The sequence below is a fragment of the Flavobacterium sp. YJ01 genome, from assembly GCF_029320955.1.
GTDB lineage: Bacteria > Bacteroidota > Bacteroidia > Flavobacteriales > Flavobacteriaceae > Flavobacterium.
Genome location: NZ_CP119757.1, coordinates 3287501 through 3308226, shown reverse-complemented (window position 1 = coordinate 3308226; position 20726 = coordinate 3287501). Strand labels below are relative to the sequence as shown.

At 29.4% G+C, this 20726-nt stretch carries 22 protein-coding genes and 1 tRNA gene; 10 read left to right on the top strand and 13 right to left on the bottom strand.

The window, feature by feature from the left end:
• Positions 1-32 precede the first annotated feature (32 nt).
• Positions 33-287 carry a hypothetical protein gene (locus P0R33_RS14420; RefSeq protein WP_276171880.1) on the bottom strand — a complete coding sequence of 85 codons (255 nt, stop codon included), beginning with the start codon at positions 285-287 and terminating at the stop codon, positions 33-35.
• 480 nt (positions 288-767) lie between these two features.
• Between P0R33_RS14420 and dcm the strand changes: the two genes are divergently transcribed.
• Positions 768-1754, top strand: a complete 987-nt coding sequence (dcm, locus tag P0R33_RS14415; protein WP_276171879.1) for a DNA (cytosine-5-)-methyltransferase — start codon at positions 768-770, stop codon at positions 1752-1754.
• Here dcm and P0R33_RS14410 read toward each other — a convergent pair.
• On the bottom strand, positions 1751-2170 hold the full coding sequence (locus tag P0R33_RS14410) for a very short patch repair endonuclease (protein WP_276171878.1): 420 nt from the start codon (positions 2168-2170) through the stop codon (positions 1751-1753). The two genes, dcm and P0R33_RS14410, sit on opposite strands and share 4 nt — an antisense overlap.
• 300 nt (positions 2171-2470) lie before the next feature.
• On the opposite strand from P0R33_RS14410, the gene P0R33_RS14405 reads away from it, so the two are divergent.
• Positions 2471-3967: a site-specific integrase gene (locus tag P0R33_RS14405; RefSeq protein WP_276171877.1), complete on the top strand. Its 1497-nt coding sequence runs from the start codon at positions 2471-2473 to the stop codon at positions 3965-3967.
• 108 nt (positions 3968-4075) lie between these two features.
• Positions 4076-4693, top strand: coding sequence for a recombinase family protein (locus P0R33_RS14400; protein WP_276171876.1), 618 nt, complete (start codon positions 4076-4078; stop codon positions 4691-4693).
• 24 nt (positions 4694-4717) lie between these two features.
• On the opposite strand, the gene P0R33_RS14395 is transcribed toward P0R33_RS14400, so the two are convergent.
• From P0R33_RS14395 to P0R33_RS14385, 3 genes are read right to left on the bottom strand one after another with little or no spacing between them, the layout of a single operon-like run.
• The gene (locus tag P0R33_RS14395; protein WP_276171875.1) at positions 4718-5476 is read right to left on the bottom strand and encodes a hypothetical protein; all 759 of its coding nucleotides are present in this window, start codon (positions 5474-5476) and stop codon (positions 4718-4720) included.
• A 53-nt stretch (positions 5477-5529) separates the two neighbouring features.
• Positions 5530-6525, bottom strand: coding sequence for a DUF4238 domain-containing protein (locus tag P0R33_RS14390; RefSeq protein ID WP_276171874.1), 996 nt, complete (start codon positions 6523-6525; stop codon positions 5530-5532).
• Between the two features lie 40 nt (positions 6526-6565).
• Complete coding sequence (locus P0R33_RS14385; RefSeq protein ID WP_276171873.1) at positions 6566-6856, bottom strand: helix-turn-helix transcriptional regulator; 291 nt, start codon at positions 6854-6856, stop codon at positions 6566-6568.
• A 60-nt stretch (positions 6857-6916) separates the two neighbouring features.
• On the opposite strand from P0R33_RS14385, the gene P0R33_RS14380 reads away from it, so the two are divergent.
• From P0R33_RS14380 to P0R33_RS14370, 3 genes are all read left to right on the top strand, one after another.
• Positions 6917-7363 carry a hypothetical protein gene (locus tag P0R33_RS14380; RefSeq protein WP_276171872.1) on the top strand — a complete coding sequence of 149 codons (447 nt, stop codon included), beginning with the start codon at positions 6917-6919 and terminating at the stop codon, positions 7361-7363.
• A 345-nt stretch (positions 7364-7708) separates the two neighbouring features.
• Positions 7709-8131, top strand: coding sequence for a hypothetical protein (locus tag P0R33_RS14375; protein WP_276171871.1), 423 nt, complete (start codon positions 7709-7711; stop codon positions 8129-8131).
• A 647-nt stretch (positions 8132-8778) separates the two neighbouring features.
• The gene (locus P0R33_RS14370; protein ID WP_276171870.1) at positions 8779-9267 is read left to right on the top strand and encodes a hypothetical protein; all 489 of its coding nucleotides are present in this window, start codon (positions 8779-8781) and stop codon (positions 9265-9267) included.
• A 112-nt stretch (positions 9268-9379) separates the two neighbouring features.
• Here P0R33_RS14370 and P0R33_RS14365 read toward each other — a convergent pair whose 3' ends face one another.
• The 7 genes from P0R33_RS14365 to P0R33_RS14335 all read right to left on the bottom strand — a co-directional run bounded on the left by P0R33_RS14365 (position 9380) and on the right by P0R33_RS14335 (position 14839).
• Positions 9380-9823 (bottom strand): hypothetical protein, encoded by a 444-nt coding sequence (locus tag P0R33_RS14365; RefSeq protein ID WP_276171869.1) that lies wholly within the window; start codon positions 9821-9823, stop codon positions 9380-9382.
• A gap of 175 nt (positions 9824-9998) precedes the next feature.
• Positions 9999-10151, bottom strand: coding sequence for a hypothetical protein (locus P0R33_RS14360; protein ID WP_276171868.1), 153 nt, complete (start codon positions 10149-10151; stop codon positions 9999-10001).
• Between the two features lie 180 nt (positions 10152-10331).
• Entirely contained in the window at positions 10332-10619 is a 288-nt protein-coding gene (locus P0R33_RS14355) for a hypothetical protein (protein WP_276171867.1), read from the bottom strand.
• A 263-nt stretch (positions 10620-10882) separates the two neighbouring features.
• A tRNA-Ile gene (locus P0R33_RS14350) sits at positions 10883-10956 on the bottom strand.
• A 146-nt stretch (positions 10957-11102) separates the two neighbouring features.
• Entirely contained in the window at positions 11103-11507 is a 405-nt protein-coding gene (mce, locus tag P0R33_RS14345) for a methylmalonyl-CoA epimerase (protein ID WP_276171866.1), read from the bottom strand.
• A 10-nt stretch (positions 11508-11517) separates the two neighbouring features.
• A complete protein-coding gene (locus tag P0R33_RS14340; protein ID WP_276171865.1) occupies positions 11518-13875 on the bottom strand; it encodes a hypothetical protein in 2358 nt (785 codons plus the stop codon).
• Positions 13835-14839 (bottom strand): hypothetical protein, encoded by a 1005-nt coding sequence (locus tag P0R33_RS14335; RefSeq protein ID WP_276171864.1) that lies wholly within the window; start codon positions 14837-14839, stop codon positions 13835-13837. The genes P0R33_RS14340 and P0R33_RS14335 overlap by 41 nt, the downstream gene beginning before the upstream one ends.
• 174 nt (positions 14840-15013) lie before the next feature.
• Here P0R33_RS14335 and P0R33_RS14330 point away from each other — a divergent pair, with 174 nt between their 5' ends.
• On the top strand, positions 15014-16702 hold the full coding sequence (locus P0R33_RS14330) for an Ig-like domain-containing protein (RefSeq protein ID WP_276171863.1): 1689 nt from the start codon (positions 15014-15016) through the stop codon (positions 16700-16702).
• Here P0R33_RS14330 and P0R33_RS14325 read toward each other — a convergent pair.
• A complete protein-coding gene (locus P0R33_RS14325; protein WP_276171862.1) occupies positions 16699-17466 on the bottom strand; it encodes an amidohydrolase in 768 nt (255 codons plus the stop codon). The two genes, P0R33_RS14330 and P0R33_RS14325, sit on opposite strands and share 4 nt — an antisense overlap.
• Before the next feature lie 183 nt (positions 17467-17649).
• On the opposite strand from P0R33_RS14325, the gene P0R33_RS14320 reads away from it, so the two are divergent.
• The 3 genes from P0R33_RS14320 (at position 17650) to P0R33_RS14310 (ending at position 20723) form a co-directional block, all read left to right on the top strand.
• The gene (locus tag P0R33_RS14320) at positions 17650-18969 is read left to right on the top strand and encodes a gluconate:H+ symporter (RefSeq protein WP_276171861.1); all 1320 of its coding nucleotides are present in this window, start codon (positions 17650-17652) and stop codon (positions 18967-18969) included.
• Between the two features lie 5 nt (positions 18970-18974).
• Positions 18975-19442: a RidA family protein gene (locus P0R33_RS14315; RefSeq protein ID WP_276171860.1), complete on the top strand. Its 468-nt coding sequence runs from the start codon at positions 18975-18977 to the stop codon at positions 19440-19442.
• 189 nt (positions 19443-19631) lie between these two features.
• Entirely contained in the window at positions 19632-20723 is a 1092-nt protein-coding gene (locus tag P0R33_RS14310) for a D-TA family PLP-dependent enzyme (RefSeq protein ID WP_276171859.1), read from the top strand.
• The last annotated feature ends 3 nt before the right edge of the window (positions 20724-20726 follow it).

The window sequence follows — 20726 nt, the reverse complement described above, 5'->3', positions numbered from 1 at the left end:
TAATCAGATTTTTAAACAAAAAAAGCCTCAATTTAAATTGAAGCTTTTTTTGTTTTATTTTTATATATAACTGTCATTCCTAAAATTAAACCACTAATTGCCAGAAAGACAATATTTTGATCGATTGGAATGTATGGTGTTCCGTCATCCTGACAAAAAGTACATGCCGTTGAATTTGTATTCGCACCTTTTGCCGTTGGCGCTGGCGGATTAGGAGTAGCAAATGCTACTGAGGCATTGAATAATATTATTGCAACTGCTAAAAAGGGGGCTTTTAGTTTTCTCATAAATTCAAGCTGTTTGATTCAACGAGCTAGTATTAAATAAACATATTTTTCTTTTATAGAAATTTCTCACAAATATATTTTTCCCTACAAAATCTTGGACAAAAGTATAAGTTTTTTACATAAAAGCAACTTTTAAAACAAAAAACATAAAAGAAATTTTAACACTTTTTAATCCAAAACACCGAATACCTTTCTGAAAACGTTATAGCCCATAAAAAGCTCATTTTCATAATATTCGCTTAACTTTAAGCCTTATAAGAATTTCCTGATTTTAACAAAAATGAAAATACAATTTTAATTAAAAATTTCTATTTCATTCCATTTACGTAAAATTACTCCAACCGGTTTTTTGACTTTTTAATTATCATTTATTTGTTCCTTCTAAAACAATTTTCTTTACAAAAGATTGTAATTAGAAAACAGTCTTTCTATTTTTACTATCAGGAAATTTTCAGACTCAAAACCACTCAACTAACAAAAATGGCAAACAAATATACCGTAGGAAGTTTATACGCTGGTGTTGGCGGTATTTGTCTGGGTTTTGAAAATGCAGGTTTTAAACTAGAATGGGCGAATGAATTTGATAAAAAAGCCTGTATTACTTATAAAAACAACTTCGAACATACATTGATTGAAGGAGATGTGATGGAACTTGATGTCAAAAAGCTTCAAAAAGTAGATATTCTGACGGCAGGATTTCCTTGTCAGCCTTTTTCGCTCGCGGGTCATAGAAAAGGTTTTGAGGATGTTCGAGGCAATCATTTTTTCAAAATATTAGATTTTGTTGATGAAATGCGACCTAAAGTAATATTTCTAGAAAATGTCAAAAACCTGAAAAGTCATGATAATGGAAACACCATGAAAGTAATAGAACGCGAAATTAAAAAACGCAATTATACTTTTGACAGTGCCATTTTGAACACTAAAGATTTCGGAAACATTCCGCACAATCGTGAGCGAATTTTCATGATTGCTTTTGACAAAGATTTCGTCAAAAAAGGATTTAAATTTGATTTTCCAGAAAAAGAACAATTAACAAAAAAGGTTACCGATCTGATTACAAAAGAACAAGTAGAAAAAAAATTTTATTACACCGAGGACAAATACATGTACAAGATGCTAAAAGAAGCAGTTGTGCGCGAAGACAGAATTTATCAGTTTAGACGGCAATATGTTCGGGAGAACAAAAGAAAAGTCTGCCCTACTTTAACAGCAAATATGGGAACTGGCGGCCATAATGTTCCTATTATTACAACCGATTTTGGGTTTAGAAAATTAACTCCAAGAGAATGTTTTCGTTTTCAAGGATTTCCAGACAGTTACAAATTACCCAAAATTTCCAATTCTAACCTTTATAAACAAGCTGGAAATTCAGTCAGTATGCCTGTTATTCAAAGATTAGCTTCTGAGATTTTCAAATGCATTGAGAAAATAGAAACCAAGAAAACAAAAGTTCAAAGAGTTTAAATACTCCGAATCATAATTGCTCCTTCAATTTTGGCGACACATACTTCAAGATTTTTCTCAATTTCTTTACTCCAAAATCGTAAAATTATCCAGTTTTTCGAAATAAGAAACGCATTAACTTCCTGATCTCTTTCTATATTTCTCTGAATTTTCGGAATCCAATATTCCCGATTCGATTTGATTCTTAATTGTTCTGTTTCCCAATCTTTTCCGTGAAAGAATTCGCTGTCCACAAAAATCGCGATTTTATATTTGGCAAAAGTTAGATCCGGTCTTCCAAATATCTTTTTATTATTTTTTCGATATCTGTAACCCAATTTCCATAACGCTTTAGCAAGCCTTACTTCGCCTTTTGTAGCAGTGCTTTTTATCGCCTGCATAGTTTTGCTCCTCTGCTCGGGAGTCAATCTATCCATCTGAAGATTAAATTTGTTTCGGATGGATAAAGTTAAGGGATTTTATAGAATGAAAGTTTAAATATTGACTATTAGAAATTTCATTTTTTACATTTTCGAAAGGATAAAAAACAAAAAAGCCTCTACATGTTCTGTAAAGACTTTCTATTTCTAAAAGAGTGGTCCCACCTGTAATACAAAATCACAATCACAAAAATACAACATTCTGATAGCTAGTGTTTTAATAAATTAGAAAAACACATATATCCATATTTTGTTTTACACTTGTTTTACACTACATTTGGTTTTTAATCTTTTTATATGAAAATCACTTACAATCCTTGTGTTAAAAAAAAATATTCAACTGATAATTTTGGGATTCTTCAAGTAAGAAGAACAGAAAACAGAAAATCTACTTATTTCTCTTTGGGAGTATCAATAAAAGTAAAAGATTTACTAAAAAGTGGTTTAGTCACTAGTACTCATTCAAGTCACAAAGAACTTAATAAAAAAATTGAGGAAAAGATTCTTGAATTAAGAAAAAGAGATTCCCCAGACGAGATAATAATTGACGATGTAAATAACGACAAAGTTTCTTTTATTCAATTTTTCAAAAGTCAATTAGACGATTATGATAAAAGAAAAGAAATTGGAACATACAAAGTTCACCTTACAAGTTTTAATCACCTTAAATCTTTTTTAGACAAAACAAATCGAAGAGATTTTCTCTTTATTGACTTAACAACTTCTTTCATTAGAGACTTTGACACCTATTTAATAGATGAAAAAATAGCTGTAAACACACGTATTAAGTATATTAAAAAAATAAAAAATGTTTACAACAAAGGAGTTGAATTTGACAAATTTGTTCCAATCAAAAATCCTTTTCTTTCTTTTAAAACAAAATCTGCTCCCGTTAACAAAATAACCCTTGGAAAAAAAGATATTGAAACAATTTTAAGAGTCGAAATTGAAAAGAAAGACCCCCTCTATAACTGTAAAAATTATTTCATCTTTCAAATTTTTGCTCAAGGAATTAGAGTAAGTGATTTAATGACTTTAAGATGGGAAAATCTAATAACAGGAGAAATTTTATTTTACCAATTTAAAACTAAGAAACCACATAAAATCCCATTAAATTTCATAATTCTATTGAGATTGAGTGACTACTTTTTAAAAGATGAGAAAATTTTAAACAAGAAATTTGATTTTACTATAAACAATATTGAATATAACTTGAACTATAGAGAAGTAGAAAAACACTATCAAAAATTACAAAAAGAGAGTATTTTTGATTTTTTACTTTTAAGTAACTCAACAAAACCCGAGGACAAACAAAAACTAATAGAATTAGAATACTGTCTAAATCAGTGGTTGGAAGAAATAAATAAAATCAAACATTCCTTAAAAACTGCTCTCATTCTTGAAATTGTAAGTTTTGCAAAAGCAAATTCTAACAAATTTATTTTTCCAATTCTTGACAATAAGATGTTTGAAGATGTTAAATTCAATTCTGAAAAAAACAATTTAACAAAATACCAATATAATCAAATGTCTTCAAAAACTGCTTATTACAACAAACAGTTAAAAAAACTACAAGAGAAATGTGGGTCAGATGTTGTATTCACTAGTCATCTAGCAAGACATTCCTATACTGGTTTAATGATTGAAACTACAAACAAAGACATTTACACGATTTCAAAAACATTAGGTCACAGTAGTCTATCAATGACCGAACATTATGTAAGTGAGTTTTTATGGGAGAGAATTGAGGAAAGTAATAATGATATGAATAACACATTTTTGACCATATCTTAAATTAGATAATTGTACCAAATTAAAAGTGTATCATTTTAATCTTTAAAAACAAGGTTATATGATACACTTTCCGTATCTTTATAATATAAAATATTAAAAAGATACAAAATGAAAATAGTTATATATTCAAGGGTTTCAACTAACAATCAAGATTACAAGAGACAAACAGAGGAATTATTAGAGTTTTCAAAAAATATGAATTATGAGGTTTCGAGTATTTTTGAAGAAAAGATTTCTGGGGGAAAAACAAATGAGGAAAGACCAGAACTTATGAAAATGATAAACTTTATCAAAACCAATAAAATTGACAAAGTTCTTTGTTGGGAATTAAGTCGATTAGGAAGAAACACTATAGAAGTTTTAAAAACAATCCAATTGTTAAATGAGAATTGTATCTCTCTTTATATAAAAAACCACAATATTGAAACACTTAATGACAAATTTGAGATAAACCCAATGTCTCAATTCTTAATCCAAATTCTTACTTCTGTTAGTGAAATGGAAAAAACACAGATTAGACAAAGAATAAAATCAGGTTACGATAGTTATAGAAAAAACGGCGGAAAAGTTGGAAGAAAAGACGGATTCAAAAAAGACAACGAAACACTTTTAACAGAACATAAAGAAGTTGTAAAATTATTAAAACAAGGATATTCCATTAGAAAAATAATGAAATTAACCGACAAAAGTAGCGGAACTGTTCAAAAGATTAAAAAATTACTATAATTTTTTAATCTTTTTCACGTATACCTAATCTCTTTCTAATTTTAATTTATACATTTTTCCCTTAAAACTACCCTCCATTAGAATTCCTAAATTATTAATTTTAAAATCACAATAATTCAAAAATTTTTTTTCCAAATTATCTTTATAAAGAATATCTATTTTTACTTGAAAATCATTCTTTAACTTTTCAAAAATCGCTTCCTTTTCACTATTGGGTAAAATTTCAATTAAAAGTATCGATAATTCTAATATTAATTTTACTGAATTAGGTATTTCAATTTTAATATCTTCATTATTGTCTTTGACTGGTAACAGATAATCGTAATTTATCTTAGTCTCATATTGGAACGGATAATTCCCTCCACCCAATAGTCCTATCGATTCATCATAACTTATCCAACAACTCGTCTGACTTAATTGAATATCAATATCAATATTCTGTCGTTTAAGTTCAACGATTATAAATTCTAAATAATCACTATATCTTATTTCCCATTTTACAACTATCGAAATATCTTTTGCAATCCCTTGTCCAATATTCTTTACTTGAAGAGATATATTACATTTTAATTTATTTATTACTTGTTCTCTATTTAAATAAGAATTAATAGGTAATAATACTTCCGGATATTGACACAGAAAAACGAATTCATTATTTAATGGTAACAAATATGGTTCAAATGTTTTATGTCTTTGAATTCTCATTTCCCTTAATGTAAACCAAACTACTATTAAACTAAACACAGCAGTTAATGCTACCACTAAGTCAATTATATCCTTCAATTTTTCCAGCTTTATTTGTTATTGATATATTTATTTGTTGTAAACAAAATTTATTACTCTTTGTTATCTAATTTTTGAATAAATCTTCTAAACTCTTCTCTATCCTCTTCATTCATTTCATCAGTTGGTTTCTCAGTAATCTCTTTAGTTGAGATATACGATTCTAATTCTTTTTTTGTCCCCAACATAAATCTTTCAGAGTTTTTCATTTGTTGATAATTAGACGTTAATTTCTCTATCCCTCCCATAAATCCACTTGAAGTTCTTCTAAAAATTCTATTCTCAAGACCTTCTGTTTTTTCAGGTATTAAAATCAACATATGTTTTGGATCTAATGGTAGATAAAATAAATTACTTGGATCAAAAGGAGAAAATCGTGATTCATTTAAACCTCCAGCAATCACAGGATTATCACTCACAACAAACTCTAAACTCTCCTCATCTAACTTAACAACAGTTAATGAATCTGACTGCAATCGAACACTTATTAATTTAAATGCAACTTCTAATTGTGTCAATATCATATGAGGTTGTCGTTCGTCATTAAATTCTTTTGTAAACTGTTCTAATGTTTTACCTGCTATAGAAACTCTTTCCCCTTCAAATGTAAAATAATCTTTTCCTGTTTGTTTACATAAGTGAAACATTTGATAAAAAACCCGACTCATTAAACTTTTACTAGCATTAACCCATTTTGTTGTTCGATAATACATAGTAATAACAGTAGAAATAATTAACTCTCTTTCTTCATTTGTAATTTCAGTTTTTTGTGGATCAACAAGAATTTCATAAATAGAAGAGTAATGTTGTTCAAATTCCTCTGCATAGAATTTTTCAATTGCCATTTTCTGAGAATCCGTTTCTCCTGGCATTGTGTAAAAATCTTTTTCTAAAGCAATATTTTTAATATTAACTTCAAATATTTTACTCTTATCAACTGATGAATTTGGCAAGACAGATATAAAATATTCTTGTCCCTCTTGTCTCGAAAAACGTTGTAGATAAGTACGTGGAACGTAATGCTGTCTTTTTACTAAATTTCCTGCCATAGTCTATTTGTGTCGTTATCAACAAAAAAATAATGAAAAATTATTCACTATCAAAGTTAAACATAAAAGACATTTCAACACCCAACCCTACAGATAAAGATTTCACAGTACAAATTGTCGGGTTTACTGCACCCCTTTCTATTCTTGTTATTTGTGGTAAAGAAACATCAGCAAGATTTGCTAGTTCCTCTTGGGACATATTTTTTCCCTCTCGCATTTTTTTAAGATGCTTCCCAAACTTTGATAAATACTTTTTGTCTATTGTGTAAATCAATTTTACAGAATGTTTTTCCGTAAAATTCTTATAATCATCTATGATTAATCTAATCATAGATGATTAGATTGAAACTTTTTGATATATTTACCCTAATAAATTAATTAACAATTGAAAATGAGAAAAAACAACTTGATTTTAATGATGATTAGTATAATACTAATCTCTTGTGGAAGTAAAAATGACAACAACGAGTTAAAAGAAAAAAACGAAGAAATTCAAAAAACTCAAATAGTAGTTAATACTGATTGTCAATGTTCTGAATTAAATTTAGAAAAGAATTTACTCAATGGAATTCCTCGCAAATTAAAAGACATTCAAAAAAAAGATTCTAATAAACCATACACCGGAACTTGCATTGAAAAAGATCAAAACGATTCTATAATTAGAAAAGTAGAAATTAAAAATGGGTGGGTAAATAGGGAAATTATTAGAAAAAAAATAGAAAAAAATAAATCTTACATTACAATTAGTGATTTTACGTTTGAAGATGCAACAAAAACTAATGGTTGGAAAATCGACATTAATGAATTGAGAGAAAAAGACGAAAGTATTAGTTCTTAATATGTCTACAGTTTCGAAGAAATCAAAAACAAAAACATCTATAACCGTTGGAGTATCTCTTTAGAAAATCGGGACTTAAGTTATAACCCAAGTGGTGAAATTAAATATGGAGTTTACAATATTGTATTTTCTCCTGAAATTCAAAATGGACAAGACAAAAACTGGAAACCTAACTGTATGTCGACTGCTGACTCTTACAGTCCCAATCCTGGTCATAGTCCTTGGGAAATGAAAAAACTTTCTTTTGAACAATTCTCAAAAACAATGAATGAATTAAAAAAAGAAGTTCCTCATTTTAATTATTGGAATTAAATAGAAGATTTAAAACAAATAACAATCAAAAAAATGAAAAAAATATTTACATCAATATTAATACTAATCTTTAATTTCGGTTTTTCACAATTAAATGGGGTCTACAAAAGTAAGGATGGTCTATACAAACTTAAGATTTCAAATTATTCAAAACAGACACAATCATTTAATTTTATCTGGGAAGGAACAAATTCAGACGACGTTTGTAGTTGCGGAGGTCAGGGAATTGCAAGAGAAGATATTGACGAACCAAAAAATGGAGAGTATTTCTTAACCGAAGAAGACCCACAAGGAGGATATAACTATATACTACAATTTAACACCAAACCCAATAATATTTTAAGTGTTAAAGTACTGGGAAATATTGATATGTTATGGGGTTGTGGAAATGGTTGTCGTATTGGAAATGAAATTTTCTATAAAGTAATTCCCAAAAAAACTTCTAATAAAAAATAATTTACAATCAAATTTTGAATACTGAACAGAGAAACTAATCTTTAATTAGTCTCTCTGTTTTTTTATATATAAGACTGTGAAATTAAAACGATACCTATTGCAAGAGAATGATATTACCATAATTGGAAGAGGTAAGACAATATATACTAACCAGTTAAACACATTTTTAATTGGTTGTAATGTAACCAAAATAGTAGATGAATTCGAAACGAATAAAATTAAAAACTACTTATTGAATGACTGGGAAGTCATATTTTATTTTATTGTTTACGACTTTGTCCTGACATTTTCTATTGATGAGTATGATACAATACTTCACTTACTAAAATCATTCATTAGAGATGATAAAATAAAAAATGTTCTTCAATCCCAACAAAACGATTTTACCTATTTAAAACTAATCTAAATAATTAAAATTTTTTATTATTTTTTTCAGTATTCATCAAGGGTCATAATTTTCCAAATTTTTATCATTTTTTATTACTTTTTTTTCCTTTTAATTTTGTCAAAGAAATCAAAAGAAAAGTCTCTAAATTATCTCATCAGAGACTAGTAAACAAAACATTATAAATTCAAAAATTCAAAAAACTTGCTTTTGCGAGAGTGAATTTTATTGCCTAAAAATTATTAATATTAAATATAAAACTATGAGAACATTATCTATTTTCGATGGAGGATACACTACTTATCCTAAAATTTTTAAAAGAAAAGAAAAAACAAGTTTAAACACATCCTTACTTATAATTAAAATTTTTTGTTTAGGACCCGATAAAAAATTTAATAAAGGGACTATTAATTCTTTAAAGCATAATTTGGGTATAGAAATAAGTGGAATTCCAACTTTTAAAACACCTTATATTTCTAAAGGGGGTAATTCATTCTATAATGGATATAATCTAAATTTAAAATTAGAAGATAATATCGTTTCTTTAAGAGTATCTAAAGAAGATAAATTTTTAATTATTAATTGTTGGGAATTACACTCTATAACAAAAGCATTAAATATTAAAAATGCAAAATGTGATTTTATTACAGATCAGTTTGTCGGGAACTTAATTCAAAGTGGAAAATTATCAGTACAATTTAGAGTCAGTATTCACAAAAATCATGGTACATACTGGAAGCTTGACTTATAGAAAATTTTATAGTATGTCAAATAGAAAAACAGCATCAATAAAATTATTAAATTGTTTTATTATGTATCTACAAGAATAAAAGGGTTTAACATTTGAGTTAAACCCTTTTTATTTATATTGTTATTTTATAATTATAATTATCATTGGTGAATAAGTTCTTTTGTTTAATCAAATAATTAACGTATTCCCTTTTATCATTTCGATTTGTTATATCTTCAATATATACATCTGGATTTTTAAATAATGTATAAATATAATACTCTAAATGTTGAGGTGTGATACTAGTACCTAAAACAATGTGTGTATGAACGTCACAACTTTCAGGTATTTGATTTCCCATTGACACTTTAGTCGGATACTCTATAACAAAGAGATAATTTATTTTTTCAAATGAACCTTTATAATCTTTATTTATTTGATTGAAAAGTTTATTAGTTAAAAAAAACCTTAGTTCTTCATTAGTTTTACAACCAGTATTTGTTATTGTTATAGAATAAATAGGATTGTTTTGAGAGATTATTTTATTAAAACTAAATCTAATATCATCTACAATCATTTGAGACGTTTTAAAAGAGTTTTTCTTTTTTATCAATTTCATTCATTACTTAATATTTTATATAATTCAACCAATACAGATAAATAAAATATCTATACACTTGAATTTGTTAAATCTAGTTGCTTTTTATTGCTGTCTATTCACTTTTATTCCAGAGTGTGAGAACTCATTATATTTAATTTAATCTCTCGAGTTTTATTCTTAATTCATCGACTTGAATTTTAATTCTAAGTCTCTCCCTCTTTTTAGGGTCTTTTTCAAACTTCAACTTAAAGTTACAAATATCAATACTCATTTGAAACTTCTTTATTTTATCATTATCAATCATATAGTTTTATTTAATTTTTCTATAAGAATAATTTCCATCAATTCGAATAATGTTTCTTCTGGATACAAGTACAAATTCTTATACTTAATAATCTCTGTTTGTTGTTTTTTAATTTCTCTTTGAACTTTTGACCGTGAAACTTTTAAAATTTGTGTAATGGTTTCAATATCATACAAAGTTTTATTGTCTTTTATAAACTTTATCATTTCTCACTCTCCAATATTTTTTTTCTAATTCTAGATATTCTTTTAAAAGATCATCAACGTTTTCATCATCATTTTGTTCTTCTTTATCTAGTTTTTCATTTTCATCAACATCATTTAAAATATTATCAATATCCTCAACTTCTTTATTCTTTACTTTCCTTTTATCTTCCTTCTCAATGTCAGATATCTTTTTATTTTTTTCACCATATTTCTCAACAATAAATTTCACAAAACTGGTATGTAAGTGTGTGTCTTTCTTCATTACGTAATTTCTTTTTTTCTTGACGTAAAACAAATCGTTTCAAATCATATATTATATATTTGAAATTATAGTGAATGTTTAGAAAGACTGGATTTTTTAAAGAGAAGAGTGAGGTTTTGTGTCTAATTGTATATATCAGTATATACAATTATGCATTTTTCTGAAAAGATAAAACAAAGATTGTTTTACACTTTGTTTTACACCTTAAAAAGAAAAAACACTTTAACTTGTTGTTTTACAACTTGTTAAAGTGTTTGTTTATGTGGTCCCACCTGGGCTCGAACCAGGGACCACCTGATTATGAGTCAGGTGCTCTAACCAGCTGAGCTATAGGACCGGTTTAGAGGATGCAATATTACTACTATTTTTCATTCACTCCAAATATTTTAAGACATCATTTGTATTTAATTTTAAATCTTTCTTCGAATTTCAAAAACGAAATTGATTTTCAATGTCTTATTCAAAAACTAAAATGACATTTTTCTATTTAATTTCTTGGCAAAGCTCCACCAAAACGCCATTTGTGTTCTTCGGATGCAGAAAAACCACCAATTTATTGTCGGCGCCTTTCTTCGGAACTTCATTTATCAATACAAAACCTTCACTTTTTAATCTTGAAATTTCAGATTCGATATCATCAACATCAAAAGCGATATGATGAATTCCTTCTCCTTTTTTTTCTAAAAATTTCGCAATCGGACTTTCTGGATTTGTCGCCACCAAAAGTTCAATTTTATTATTTCCAGTCTGAAAAAAAGAAGTCAAAACGCCTTCGCTTTCTACCGCTTCCATTTTATACGAGGGAACGCCAAGCATTTTTTCGAACAAAACATTGGCATCGTCCATATTTTTTACCGCAATTCCGATATGTTCTATTTTGTTTACCATTCTTTCAAAATTATTGGTTTACATATGTATTAAAATAACCGCATTCTGCAATTACATCCTGATAATATTTCGTGTCAGAATAGTCTTTTCTTAGAGTTTTAAACGAATTCCATGCAATAAAATTAATTTTATCATCTTGAATTTCCCAATAACTATTTATCGCGCTGTACTTTTTATTGTAATAATCATTTCGCTCGCATTTCGAAATCAGATAGAGGCATTTTGCTTTTTGTTCTTTATTAGAAGCCGCTTCAAATGCTTTTTGATAATACATTTTCGAAACCGAATTATTGGTAATCATTTCTTTCATGGCATCTCTAAACGAATACGGACTTGAACCGTAACCTACAATATTAATTTCGTAGAAAGTTCTTCCGTTTCCAAAATGAGAAATATTGTAAAATGCATTTCCTAACAAAAGACTATTGGTATAAACATCTTCGTTCTTAACCAATTTATCTTGCATTTCTTTTATTGTTGTCAAGAAATCCATGTAGGTATATTTTCTTTTTTGATACGCAGCATGATCGCAATCGTGGCAATCTTTTATGCTTCCGTTAAACGGATTTCCTAAAAACTTATAATATTGAACAGAATCTGCTTGTTTCAAAAACTCAATTGCTTCTGGAATTTTGTTTTTAAAAGTCGCCTGAACTGCTTGAAAATTATTAATATCTTTCAATTTCAAACTATAAATTCCGGCTCCAATTTTCTCAATTTCAGATTTATTCGTTTTCTCCAAAAAGCTTTTTATTGCCAATAAATCTTTTTCATTATCATAAAATGAATTTCCGTCGTTCCAATAACTGTAACGCGATTCGCCAAAAATCTCAGCCAAAACTAGATTTCCTTTTTCTTTATAAAGGTTAGACAAATAACTTCTGCTCCATGAAGAAGCATTTTGATAACGAAATTCTTGTCCTTTATAATTTTTAGGAAGTTCGTAATACAACCAATTCAAATCGGCAAGAATTGTTTTCTCATTTTTATCAGTCAGTTTATCAATCTTGCTCAAATTGTTTACAAAACGCAATAATCGAAGTTGCATTCCAGCCAATTCTGTTTTGGGCAACGTTTTTTCTGCTTTGCTAAAATTCTTATCTGCATTGGCATAATCGCCTTTTAGTGTTTGAAGATATCCAATTGCCATATCCCACAAATACGGTTTTTCGGTATTTCCAGCAGCAGAAATTTTAACCATTAAATCGAATTCGCCATTATTAATTTTGGCTTTATTTTCGATTTTATTTTCTGCAACGGTTTGTGGTTTTGGCTTTTGATTTTCGCCTCCACTCTGCTGAAAAGAATTATTGATTTTTTGTTCTAACGAATTTACCAAACGAGTTGCCAAATAATTCAAATGTTCACTTTTTGGATCTAACTCGTAGATTTTTTCAATGGCTTGTTTTTCATCTTTATAATATCCGTGAATCGCCCAAAGCGCCGCTTTTTCTTTATTATTTTTTGCCATCGCCAAAGCTTTACTCCAATCTGACTCGTTTTTTGGACGAAAACTATACGCCGTTACAACTCTTAATTCTGGACATTTATCAAAAACTTGAGCGTACAAATAATTCGAAACCGCATATTTTTTTTGTTTATGATTGATTCCCGCCACGTACGCCAAAGCACGATAATACAAAGTGTTTTTAGCTACAGAACTTTCTGTTTTATTAAAAAAGTCAATGGCTTTTTGTTTGTCATTACTATAAAAACGCGCTTTCATAGTCAAAAACCAATATCTGTTTTTCAAAAACGGATCAGACAAAGTGTTGTAAACATTTTCGATCGACTGTATCATTTTGGCATCATTAAACGTTTTTGCCACAACCGGATCGTAACTCCAATAATCTTCGCCAATAGAAACTGTTTCTATCTTTTGAGCCAAATACAAAAATTCGATAAAGTTTTTTACTTTCTCATCTTTCAAATTGAGCTTTTTGCCCCATTTCTGAGAACCTTTATTTTCCTTTTTTGTTTTATAAAAAACATGCAAATCTGTTACTTCTTCCTTGTTTTTGATTTTGTCTTTTTCATCAGAGTAATATCTTGGCTTTTCATCTCCAATTAAAAAATAATTTACCGTTGTAGTATCAACTTTTCCTTTTAAATAATCAGCCCAATCCGATTTTATATTTTTATTGAAGCGAGAATTGTGTTGCGTATCAAATCCAATACCGTAGAAAATGCCGCCCGATAAAAACAAAGGCGAATACGATTTGTCGGCAAAAGTTTCTGGCGTAAAATTAGAATTGTAACCAAAGAAATCCCAATCGTCTCCTCCAGCGCAGGCGTATATAATTCCGTATGCAGAAAGCAAAACGGCACTAGAAACAAGAAATAACTTGCTTAAAAGTATTTTTTTCATAATTATTTAAATTGAATTCGTCTAAATCGTAAAATATAATTTCGTTTGGCTTTTCCATCAGATTCTCTTCCAAATCTTTTGCCATTTCTTTTAAATCTTTTGTTTTAATTTCTTCTATTTTCAGCAAATCATTCTCTTCATAAAAAACTCCATTTTTATAATTGGATTGTTTTACTCTGAAAAAAATCGGACTTGTCTTTTCAAAATTTGAATCTTTTTCTAAAGCCGAACTATTTATTTTAGAACGAAGTCCGACCACTTTATTGTTTCGAATGTGAACTGCCCAAGAATAAATTGGAAATGCAAAATCAAGATAAAGCGGATATTTCTTTAAACTTTTAAGATATCTTGCTGCCACTTTGTGATCGTAAATAGAATTTAAGGAATCGGGCGCAATAGTTCCCATATTATAATACATCAAAACGCCAGAATCTACATTCGGAATTTTAGTCTTTTTGAAATATTTTACTTGGTGAAGTCGAATTGTTGCCGAAAGTTTTTTCTTCGAAAGCTGTTTAAAAACTTCAATAAATTTAAGGTAATTGTTTTTGCTTTCTAAACTCCAATCGCAATCAATTTGAATTTCCTGACAAGTAATTTTATTTTTAGAATTGATTTGTTCGATAAAATCAAAAGTTTTTTGTGCCAAATCTTTCACATCAAGTTTCGGCTGCAACATAACTTTGTTCTGAATAAAAACAACGGGAACAATTTGATATTGTTTTGGATTTTCCTCAAATCGAATGGGACTAATCGGAATGGGAAGTTTAGATTCTGGATGCAATCCGATGTCAAAATATCTCAAATAAAGCTTCTTAACTTTATTTTCTTCTAAAACTTCTTTTTCTTTTTCTGAAAATTTAAAAATCGTTTTCCAATAATAAAAAGAGATTGTAGGCGTATCATTTTTACTGCAAGCAAACAGCAAAAAGAGGCATAAAATGGAAAAAAAACGTTTTGACAAAACTCAGAAAATTACATTTGAAACCAAAAGTAAGAAATTATGGCTGTTTAAAATGTTCGAAACAGTAAAAAATCGTCAAGAAATCTAAAAAACCAAAACCCTAATAAATAGCCAAAAAATTTCAATTAAAGCAAATATAATTGTTATTTTGTGCAATCAAATTGAAAAACCCTTATGTTGAAAAACACCTTAAAATATATTTCATTCATTATTCTAATATCAATGATAAGCTGCGCTAAAAGAGGCAGTATTACCGGCGGTTTAAAAGATACTTTAGCTCCAGTTTTGATATCCAGTTATCCTGAAAATTACAGTACAAACTTCAAAGGAAATACGATTACTTTAAATTTTGATGAATATATCAAGCTTAAAAACCTGAACAAACAGCTTATTATTTCTCCGCCGATGAAGCACGAGCCACTTTTCTCGCCAACATCGGTTAGTAAATTTATTAAAATCGACATTAAAGATACTTTACAGCCTAATACTACTTACAGTTTTAACTTTGGACAGGCAATTACAGATAACAATGAAGGAAATGCTATAAATCAGTTTAAGTATGTTTTCTCCACTGGTCCGTATATTGACTCTTTAAAATTAAGCGGCCGAATTAAAGATGCAAAAGATAAATATGTAGATAATTTTGTTTCTGTAATGCTGTATGAAGTAAATGACAAATTTAAAGATTCTACTATTTACAAAGATTTTCCGCGATATATTACCAACACTTTAGATAGTTTGAGAACTTTTCAGTTTGAGAATTTAAAAGAAGGGAAGTATCTTTTGGTTGCTTTGAAGGATAAAGGAGGGAATAATAAATTTAATCCGAAAGACGATAAAATCGGATTTTTAAAACATTATATCACGATTCCGACTGATACGGTTTACGAAATAGAATTATTTAAAGAAGTATTGCCTTTCAAAGCTTTTAAACCAATTCAGGCTTCTGGAAACAGATTATTGCTTCCATACGAAGGAAAACAAGATCTTAAAAATGCTAAACCAAAAATCGTTCTTAAAAACGGAAATGAAGTTTTGGAAACCATAGTTACGCAATTCCCTAAAAAAGACTCACTTCAGCTTTGGTTTAAGCCTCTAAAAGCAGATTCATTATCATTGCAAGTATCAAAAGATAACTTTGATAAAAAGTTTTCTTTGAAGATTAAAAACATGAAAAAGGACACCTTAAATATTACGGCGGTACAAAATGGGGTTATCAATTTTAGAGAACGTTTTACGCTGGAAACCGAGACTCCTTTGGTAAAATTTGACAAATCTAAAATTTCATTGGTCAATAAAGATTCTACAGCAGTTGATTTTACTACAGAATACGACGAATTTGACCAAAAATTATATATCGATTTCAAGAAAGATCCTGTTGAGAAGTATAATTTTACATTCTTGCCAGGCGCTTTGACTGACTTTTACGAAAAGACAAATGACACTTTATCTTTTAAATTAACTACAAAAGAATTAGAAGATTATGGTAATTTGGTATTGAATCTCAAAAATGTAAAACGTTTTCCGATTATTGTAGATATAACAAACAAAAAAGGAGACGAAGTACTTGCGAGTGCATATTCTGAAGGCGAAACCAAAATTACATTCAATTTAGTTGTTCCTACAGAATTTACGATTCGTGTCATTTATGACGACAATAAAAATAAAATTTACGACACCGGAAATTTCTTAAAGAAAACCTATTCTGAGGAAGTGTTTTATCATCAAAAGGGCGTCGATGTCCGATCGAATTGGGATGTAGACGAAAGTATTGACCTTAGCATACCATTTAGTCCAGAAGTCGAGAAAAAGACAGACGACAAAAAGAAAAAAGAAGCCGAAAAGAAACGGAAGGCTTTCTAGATTTTAATTTCGAAATGATCACGATCTCCTAGAAAATTCAGTTTTCTGCGAGTTTCCAACATTATATTTTTATCCAATTCAGCCACAAAAACACCTTCTGTTTCTTGTGGCTTTATTATATAATTTCCCCAGAAATCAATAAGTTGCGTATGTCCGTTATGCTCAAAATTATTATCATCAAAACCTATTCTGTTTACTCCCACAACATAAGATAGATTTTCTATCGCGCGCGCATTTAGCAAAGTATCCCAAGCACTAGTTCTCACTTTTGGCCAGTTAGCAACATATAAAAGCAGATCGTAATTTTCTACATTTCTCGCAAAAACTGGAAATCGCAAATCGTAACAAATCTGTAAGCAAATTTTCCAGTCTAAATAATCAACAATTACTTTCTCAGTTCCTGGAGTGTAAAACTCATTTTCTCCCGCAAGCGAAAACAAATGTCTTTTGTCATAATATTTAAAATCCCCAGAAGGAAAAACAAAAAACATTCGATTATAAAAATTTCCATTTTCGGTAATAACGACACTTCCTGTTATGGCAGCATTTTTTTGTTTTGCCTTTAATTTCATCCATTCAACAGTTTCACCTTTCATGGTTTCTGCAACATCCGAAGCATTCATTGTAAAACCCGTTGAAAACATTTCAGGAAGTACAATTAAATTTATTTCCGAATCAATTTCATTAATTTTTGAATCGAAATTTTCTCTATTTTTTAAAGCATCTTCCCAAAAAAGGTCTGTTTGAATCAAAGCAATTTTCATTTCAGTATATTTTTATATAAAGGTAGAAAACATCGGCTTAATCTTTATTTATAAACCAATATTTTTAACATTAGTATTGCAAAAAAACCGCAATTTTTGCAAAAAAAATGCGATGTGTAAAATTATTTTATATATTTGAAATTCTTACCATAATTATAACTAACTAAAAACCAACCATAAATCATGAGCATTTTGATACTCACAGCTTGCATTATTTTCTTGATTTTACAGATTGCTTGGTTTAAAATTAATCCGTTTATCGCGTTTATTATTACGTCGCTTTTGGCCGCACTTTTTTTAGGATTGCCAGTAGAAACGATTTCTCCAGTTTTGCAAAAAGGACTTGGCGAAATGCTCGGATCAATAACTTTGATTATCGTTTTCGGAACTTGCATTGGTAAACTCGCCGTTTCTTCTGGCGCTGCAAAAGTTATTGCCAAAACGGTCATGAATTGGACGGGCAGAAAATATGTTCGCTTGGGTTTAATGATAACTGGATTCATTATCGGAATTCCGCTTTTTTACAGCGTTGGTTTTGTGCTTTTGGTTCCGCTGATATTTTCAGTCGCGCATCAATTTAAATTGTCGAAAGTTTATTTGGGAATTCCGATGCTGGCTTCACTTTCTGTTGCACATGGTTTTCTGCCGCCGCATCCTTCGCCAATGGCTTTGAGCAGTATATTAAAAGCAGATATTGGTTTGGTTTTAATTTACGGAATCATAATCGCCATTCCGACCATTTTAATTGCAGGACTTTGGTTTTCAACTCGCTTTAAAAACATCAAAACCGAATCGGATCAGGAAATTTTAAATGTGGAAGAAATTACAAATGAAGGTAAACTGCCAAGTTTTGGATTGAGTTTATTCTCCGCCTTATTTCCCGTTTTCGGATTGACGATTACTTCTCTACTTCCATTAATTTCAGATAATGAAAAACTGATTGCTATTTGCAAAATTATCGGCGATCCAAGTATCATTATGCTTTTATCGTTGCTGCTTTGTACTTATACCTTAGGAATTAAAATGAACAGAAGTATGTCTTCTGTAATGGACGATTATACACAAGCAATAAAAGATGTCGCTTTAATTGTTTTAATTGTTGGCGGCGCGGGTTGTTTAAAAGAAGTTATGATTGTAAGTGGTGTAAACGAAACTATTGTTGCAACTTTAAATCAAGTTAATATTCATCCGTTTTTATTGGCTTGGATTATGGCGGCGATAATTCGTATTTGTGTTGGTTCTGCAACTGCGGCAGGATTAATGACAGCCAGCGTTTTATTACCTTTACTACAATCTAACAATCTCGATCCCAATCTCTTTGTACTTTCTGTTGGCGCTGGAAGTTTAATGTGTTCGCATGTTAACGATCCGAGCTTTTGGATGTTCAAAGAATATTTCAACATTAGTCTAAAAGACACTTTTAAATCCTGGACAGTAATGGAATCAATGGTTTCTGTTTTAGGAATTGTATTTATATTTATTTTAAACGCTTTAATACATTAAAAATCATGAGTTTAAATCCGCAAGAAAAATTCGAAAGTCTAGGTTTATCGCTTCCTCCTGCTCCACAGCCATTGGGAATTTACAAACCGTATTTAATAGACGGAAAATATCTATACTTATCTGGTCACGGACCCGTGCAAGACGATAAATCTTTAATCATCGGACGCATTGGAGAAGATATGGATATTGAAGCAGGAAAATTAGCCGCAAGACAAGTTGGCTTAACTATGCTTTCTACAATCGTGACCAATTTTGGAAGCTTAAGCAAAGTAAAAAGAGTGATCAAAGTTCTCGGAATGGTAAATTGCACATCTGATTTCTTAAAACATCCTTATGTGATTAATGGCTGCAGCGAATTATTTGCAGAAGTTTGGGGACAAGAAAACGGAATCGGTGTAAGAAGCGCCGTAGGTTTTGGATCGCTTCCCGATAATATTCCCGTTGAAGTTGAAGCGCTTTTTGAATTGTATTAAATATTTTTTAAACACATATAAACATAGATTTATATCACTTTTAATGAGCTTAAAATAAATGACAAATCATTTACATAGCTATGATTATTTAAACAAGTGAAACGCCTTTCACCAGCATCTAAAAACTATGTCTCTATGTGTTTAAAAATTATGTTCAAAATAATTACAATTAGCTAAAAACCAAGAATTATGCAAAAGAACTGGTGGGAAATAAATTCTGAAACTCTTATCGATACTCCGTTTTTAGCCGTTTACGAAGATCGAGTACGACAAAATATCGAAAAGTTGATTTCTTATGTGAAAGGCGACACGCAAAGATTGCGTCCGCATATTAAAACACATAAAAATGCTGAAATTTTAGAGCTTTTTAAAATTTATAATATCAAAAAAATAAAATGCGCAACAATTGCTGAAGCTGAATTAGCTGCCAATCAAAATATTGAAGACATTCTTTTAGCCTATCAACCAGTTGGATTAAAAGCAGAAAGATGGGTTTCATTAATTAAAAAATTTCCTGAAATCCAATTTTCAACGATTGTAGATAATCTCAAAACGGCTTCACATTTAAATGAAATTGCCAAAAGAAACAATCTTGTTTTGTCTGTTTATTTGGATTTAAACACCGGAATGAATCGAACAGGATTTTCGATTTCTGAAGATTGGACAGCATTAATTGAAGAAATTTTAAAATTAAAAAATCTCAATTTTAGAGGAATCCACATTTATGACGGTCATATAAAAGGAACTGTTGAAGAACGAAATTTAGAAGCTTCTAAGTCTTTTGAGCAAATTAGCAATAAATCAGAAAACCTTAAAATTGTCGCTGGCGGTTCTAATACTTTTCCATTTTACGCATCACAAGAAAATGTAGAATGCAGTCCGGGAACTTTTGTTTTTTGGGATTCTAATTATCAAAATAATTTGCCTGAACAAGATTTTAAAGCTGCATTAATAATTGTTGGAACTATAATTTCTAAACCAACAAGAAATACTTTTTGTGTCGATATTGGTTATAAAGCCGTTTCATCTGAAAATCCGATTGATAAAAGATTGGTTATTTTAAATGATGATAATTTGATTCCAACTGCACATTCAGAAGAACATTTGATTTTAGAAAATCGAGGTAAAAATGAATATGAAATTGGAGATATTATTTATGCAGAACCTTATCATGTTTGTCCGACTGTCGCATTATATGATAATCTTCAAGTAGTAAATAAAAAGCATCAAATTTATACGCAATGGCCAGTTGGCGCACGAGGACGAAAAAATACTATTTAAATT

Coding starts and splice junctions, on each gene's coding strand:
- P0R33_RS14420 (WP_276171880.1), bottom strand. CDS start 287: ATGAGAAAACTAAAAGCCCCCTTTTTAGCAGTTGCAATAATATTATTC.
- dcm (WP_276171879.1), top strand. CDS start 768: ATGGCAAACAAATATACCGTAGGAAGTTTATACGCTGGTGTTGGCGGT.
- P0R33_RS14410 (WP_276171878.1), bottom strand. CDS start 2,170: ATGGATAGATTGACTCCCGAGCAGAGGAGCAAAACTATGCAGGCGATA.
- P0R33_RS14405 (WP_276171877.1), top strand. CDS start 2,471: ATGAAAATCACTTACAATCCTTGTGTTAAAAAAAAATATTCAACTGAT.
- P0R33_RS14400 (WP_276171876.1), top strand. CDS start 4,076: ATGAAAATAGTTATATATTCAAGGGTTTCAACTAACAATCAAGATTAC.
- P0R33_RS14390 (WP_276171874.1), bottom strand. CDS start 6,525: ATGGCAGGAAATTTAGTAAAAAGACAGCATTACGTTCCACGTACTTAT.
- P0R33_RS14385 (WP_276171873.1), bottom strand. CDS start 6,856: ATGATTAGATTAATCATAGATGATTATAAGAATTTTACGGAAAAACAT.
- P0R33_RS14380 (WP_276171872.1), top strand. CDS start 6,917: ATGAGAAAAAACAACTTGATTTTAATGATGATTAGTATAATACTAATC.
- P0R33_RS14375 (WP_276171871.1), top strand. CDS start 7,709: ATGAAAAAAATATTTACATCAATATTAATACTAATCTTTAATTTCGGT.
- P0R33_RS14370 (WP_276171870.1), top strand. CDS start 8,779: ATGAGAACATTATCTATTTTCGATGGAGGATACACTACTTATCCTAAA.
- P0R33_RS14365 (WP_276171869.1), bottom strand. CDS start 9,823: ATGATTGTAGATGATATTAGATTTAGTTTTAATAAAATAATCTCTCAA.
- P0R33_RS14360 (WP_276171868.1), bottom strand. CDS start 10,151: ATGATTGATAATGATAAAATAAAGAAGTTTCAAATGAGTATTGATATT.
- P0R33_RS14355 (WP_276171867.1), bottom strand. CDS start 10,619: ATGAAGAAAGACACACACTTACATACCAGTTTTGTGAAATTTATTGTT.
- mce (WP_276171866.1), bottom strand. CDS start 11,507: ATGGTAAACAAAATAGAACATATCGGAATTGCGGTAAAAAATATGGAC.
- P0R33_RS14340 (WP_276171865.1), bottom strand. CDS start 13,875: ATGAAAAAAATACTTTTAAGCAAGTTATTTCTTGTTTCTAGTGCCGTT.
- P0R33_RS14330 (WP_276171863.1), top strand. CDS start 15,014: ATGTTGAAAAACACCTTAAAATATATTTCATTCATTATTCTAATATCA.
- P0R33_RS14325 (WP_276171862.1), bottom strand. CDS start 17,466: ATGAAAATTGCTTTGATTCAAACAGACCTTTTTTGGGAAGATGCTTTA.
- P0R33_RS14320 (WP_276171861.1), top strand. CDS start 17,650: ATGAGCATTTTGATACTCACAGCTTGCATTATTTTCTTGATTTTACAG.
- P0R33_RS14315 (WP_276171860.1), top strand. CDS start 18,975: ATGAGTTTAAATCCGCAAGAAAAATTCGAAAGTCTAGGTTTATCGCTT.
- P0R33_RS14310 (WP_276171859.1), top strand. CDS start 19,632: ATGCAAAAGAACTGGTGGGAAATAAATTCTGAAACTCTTATCGATACT.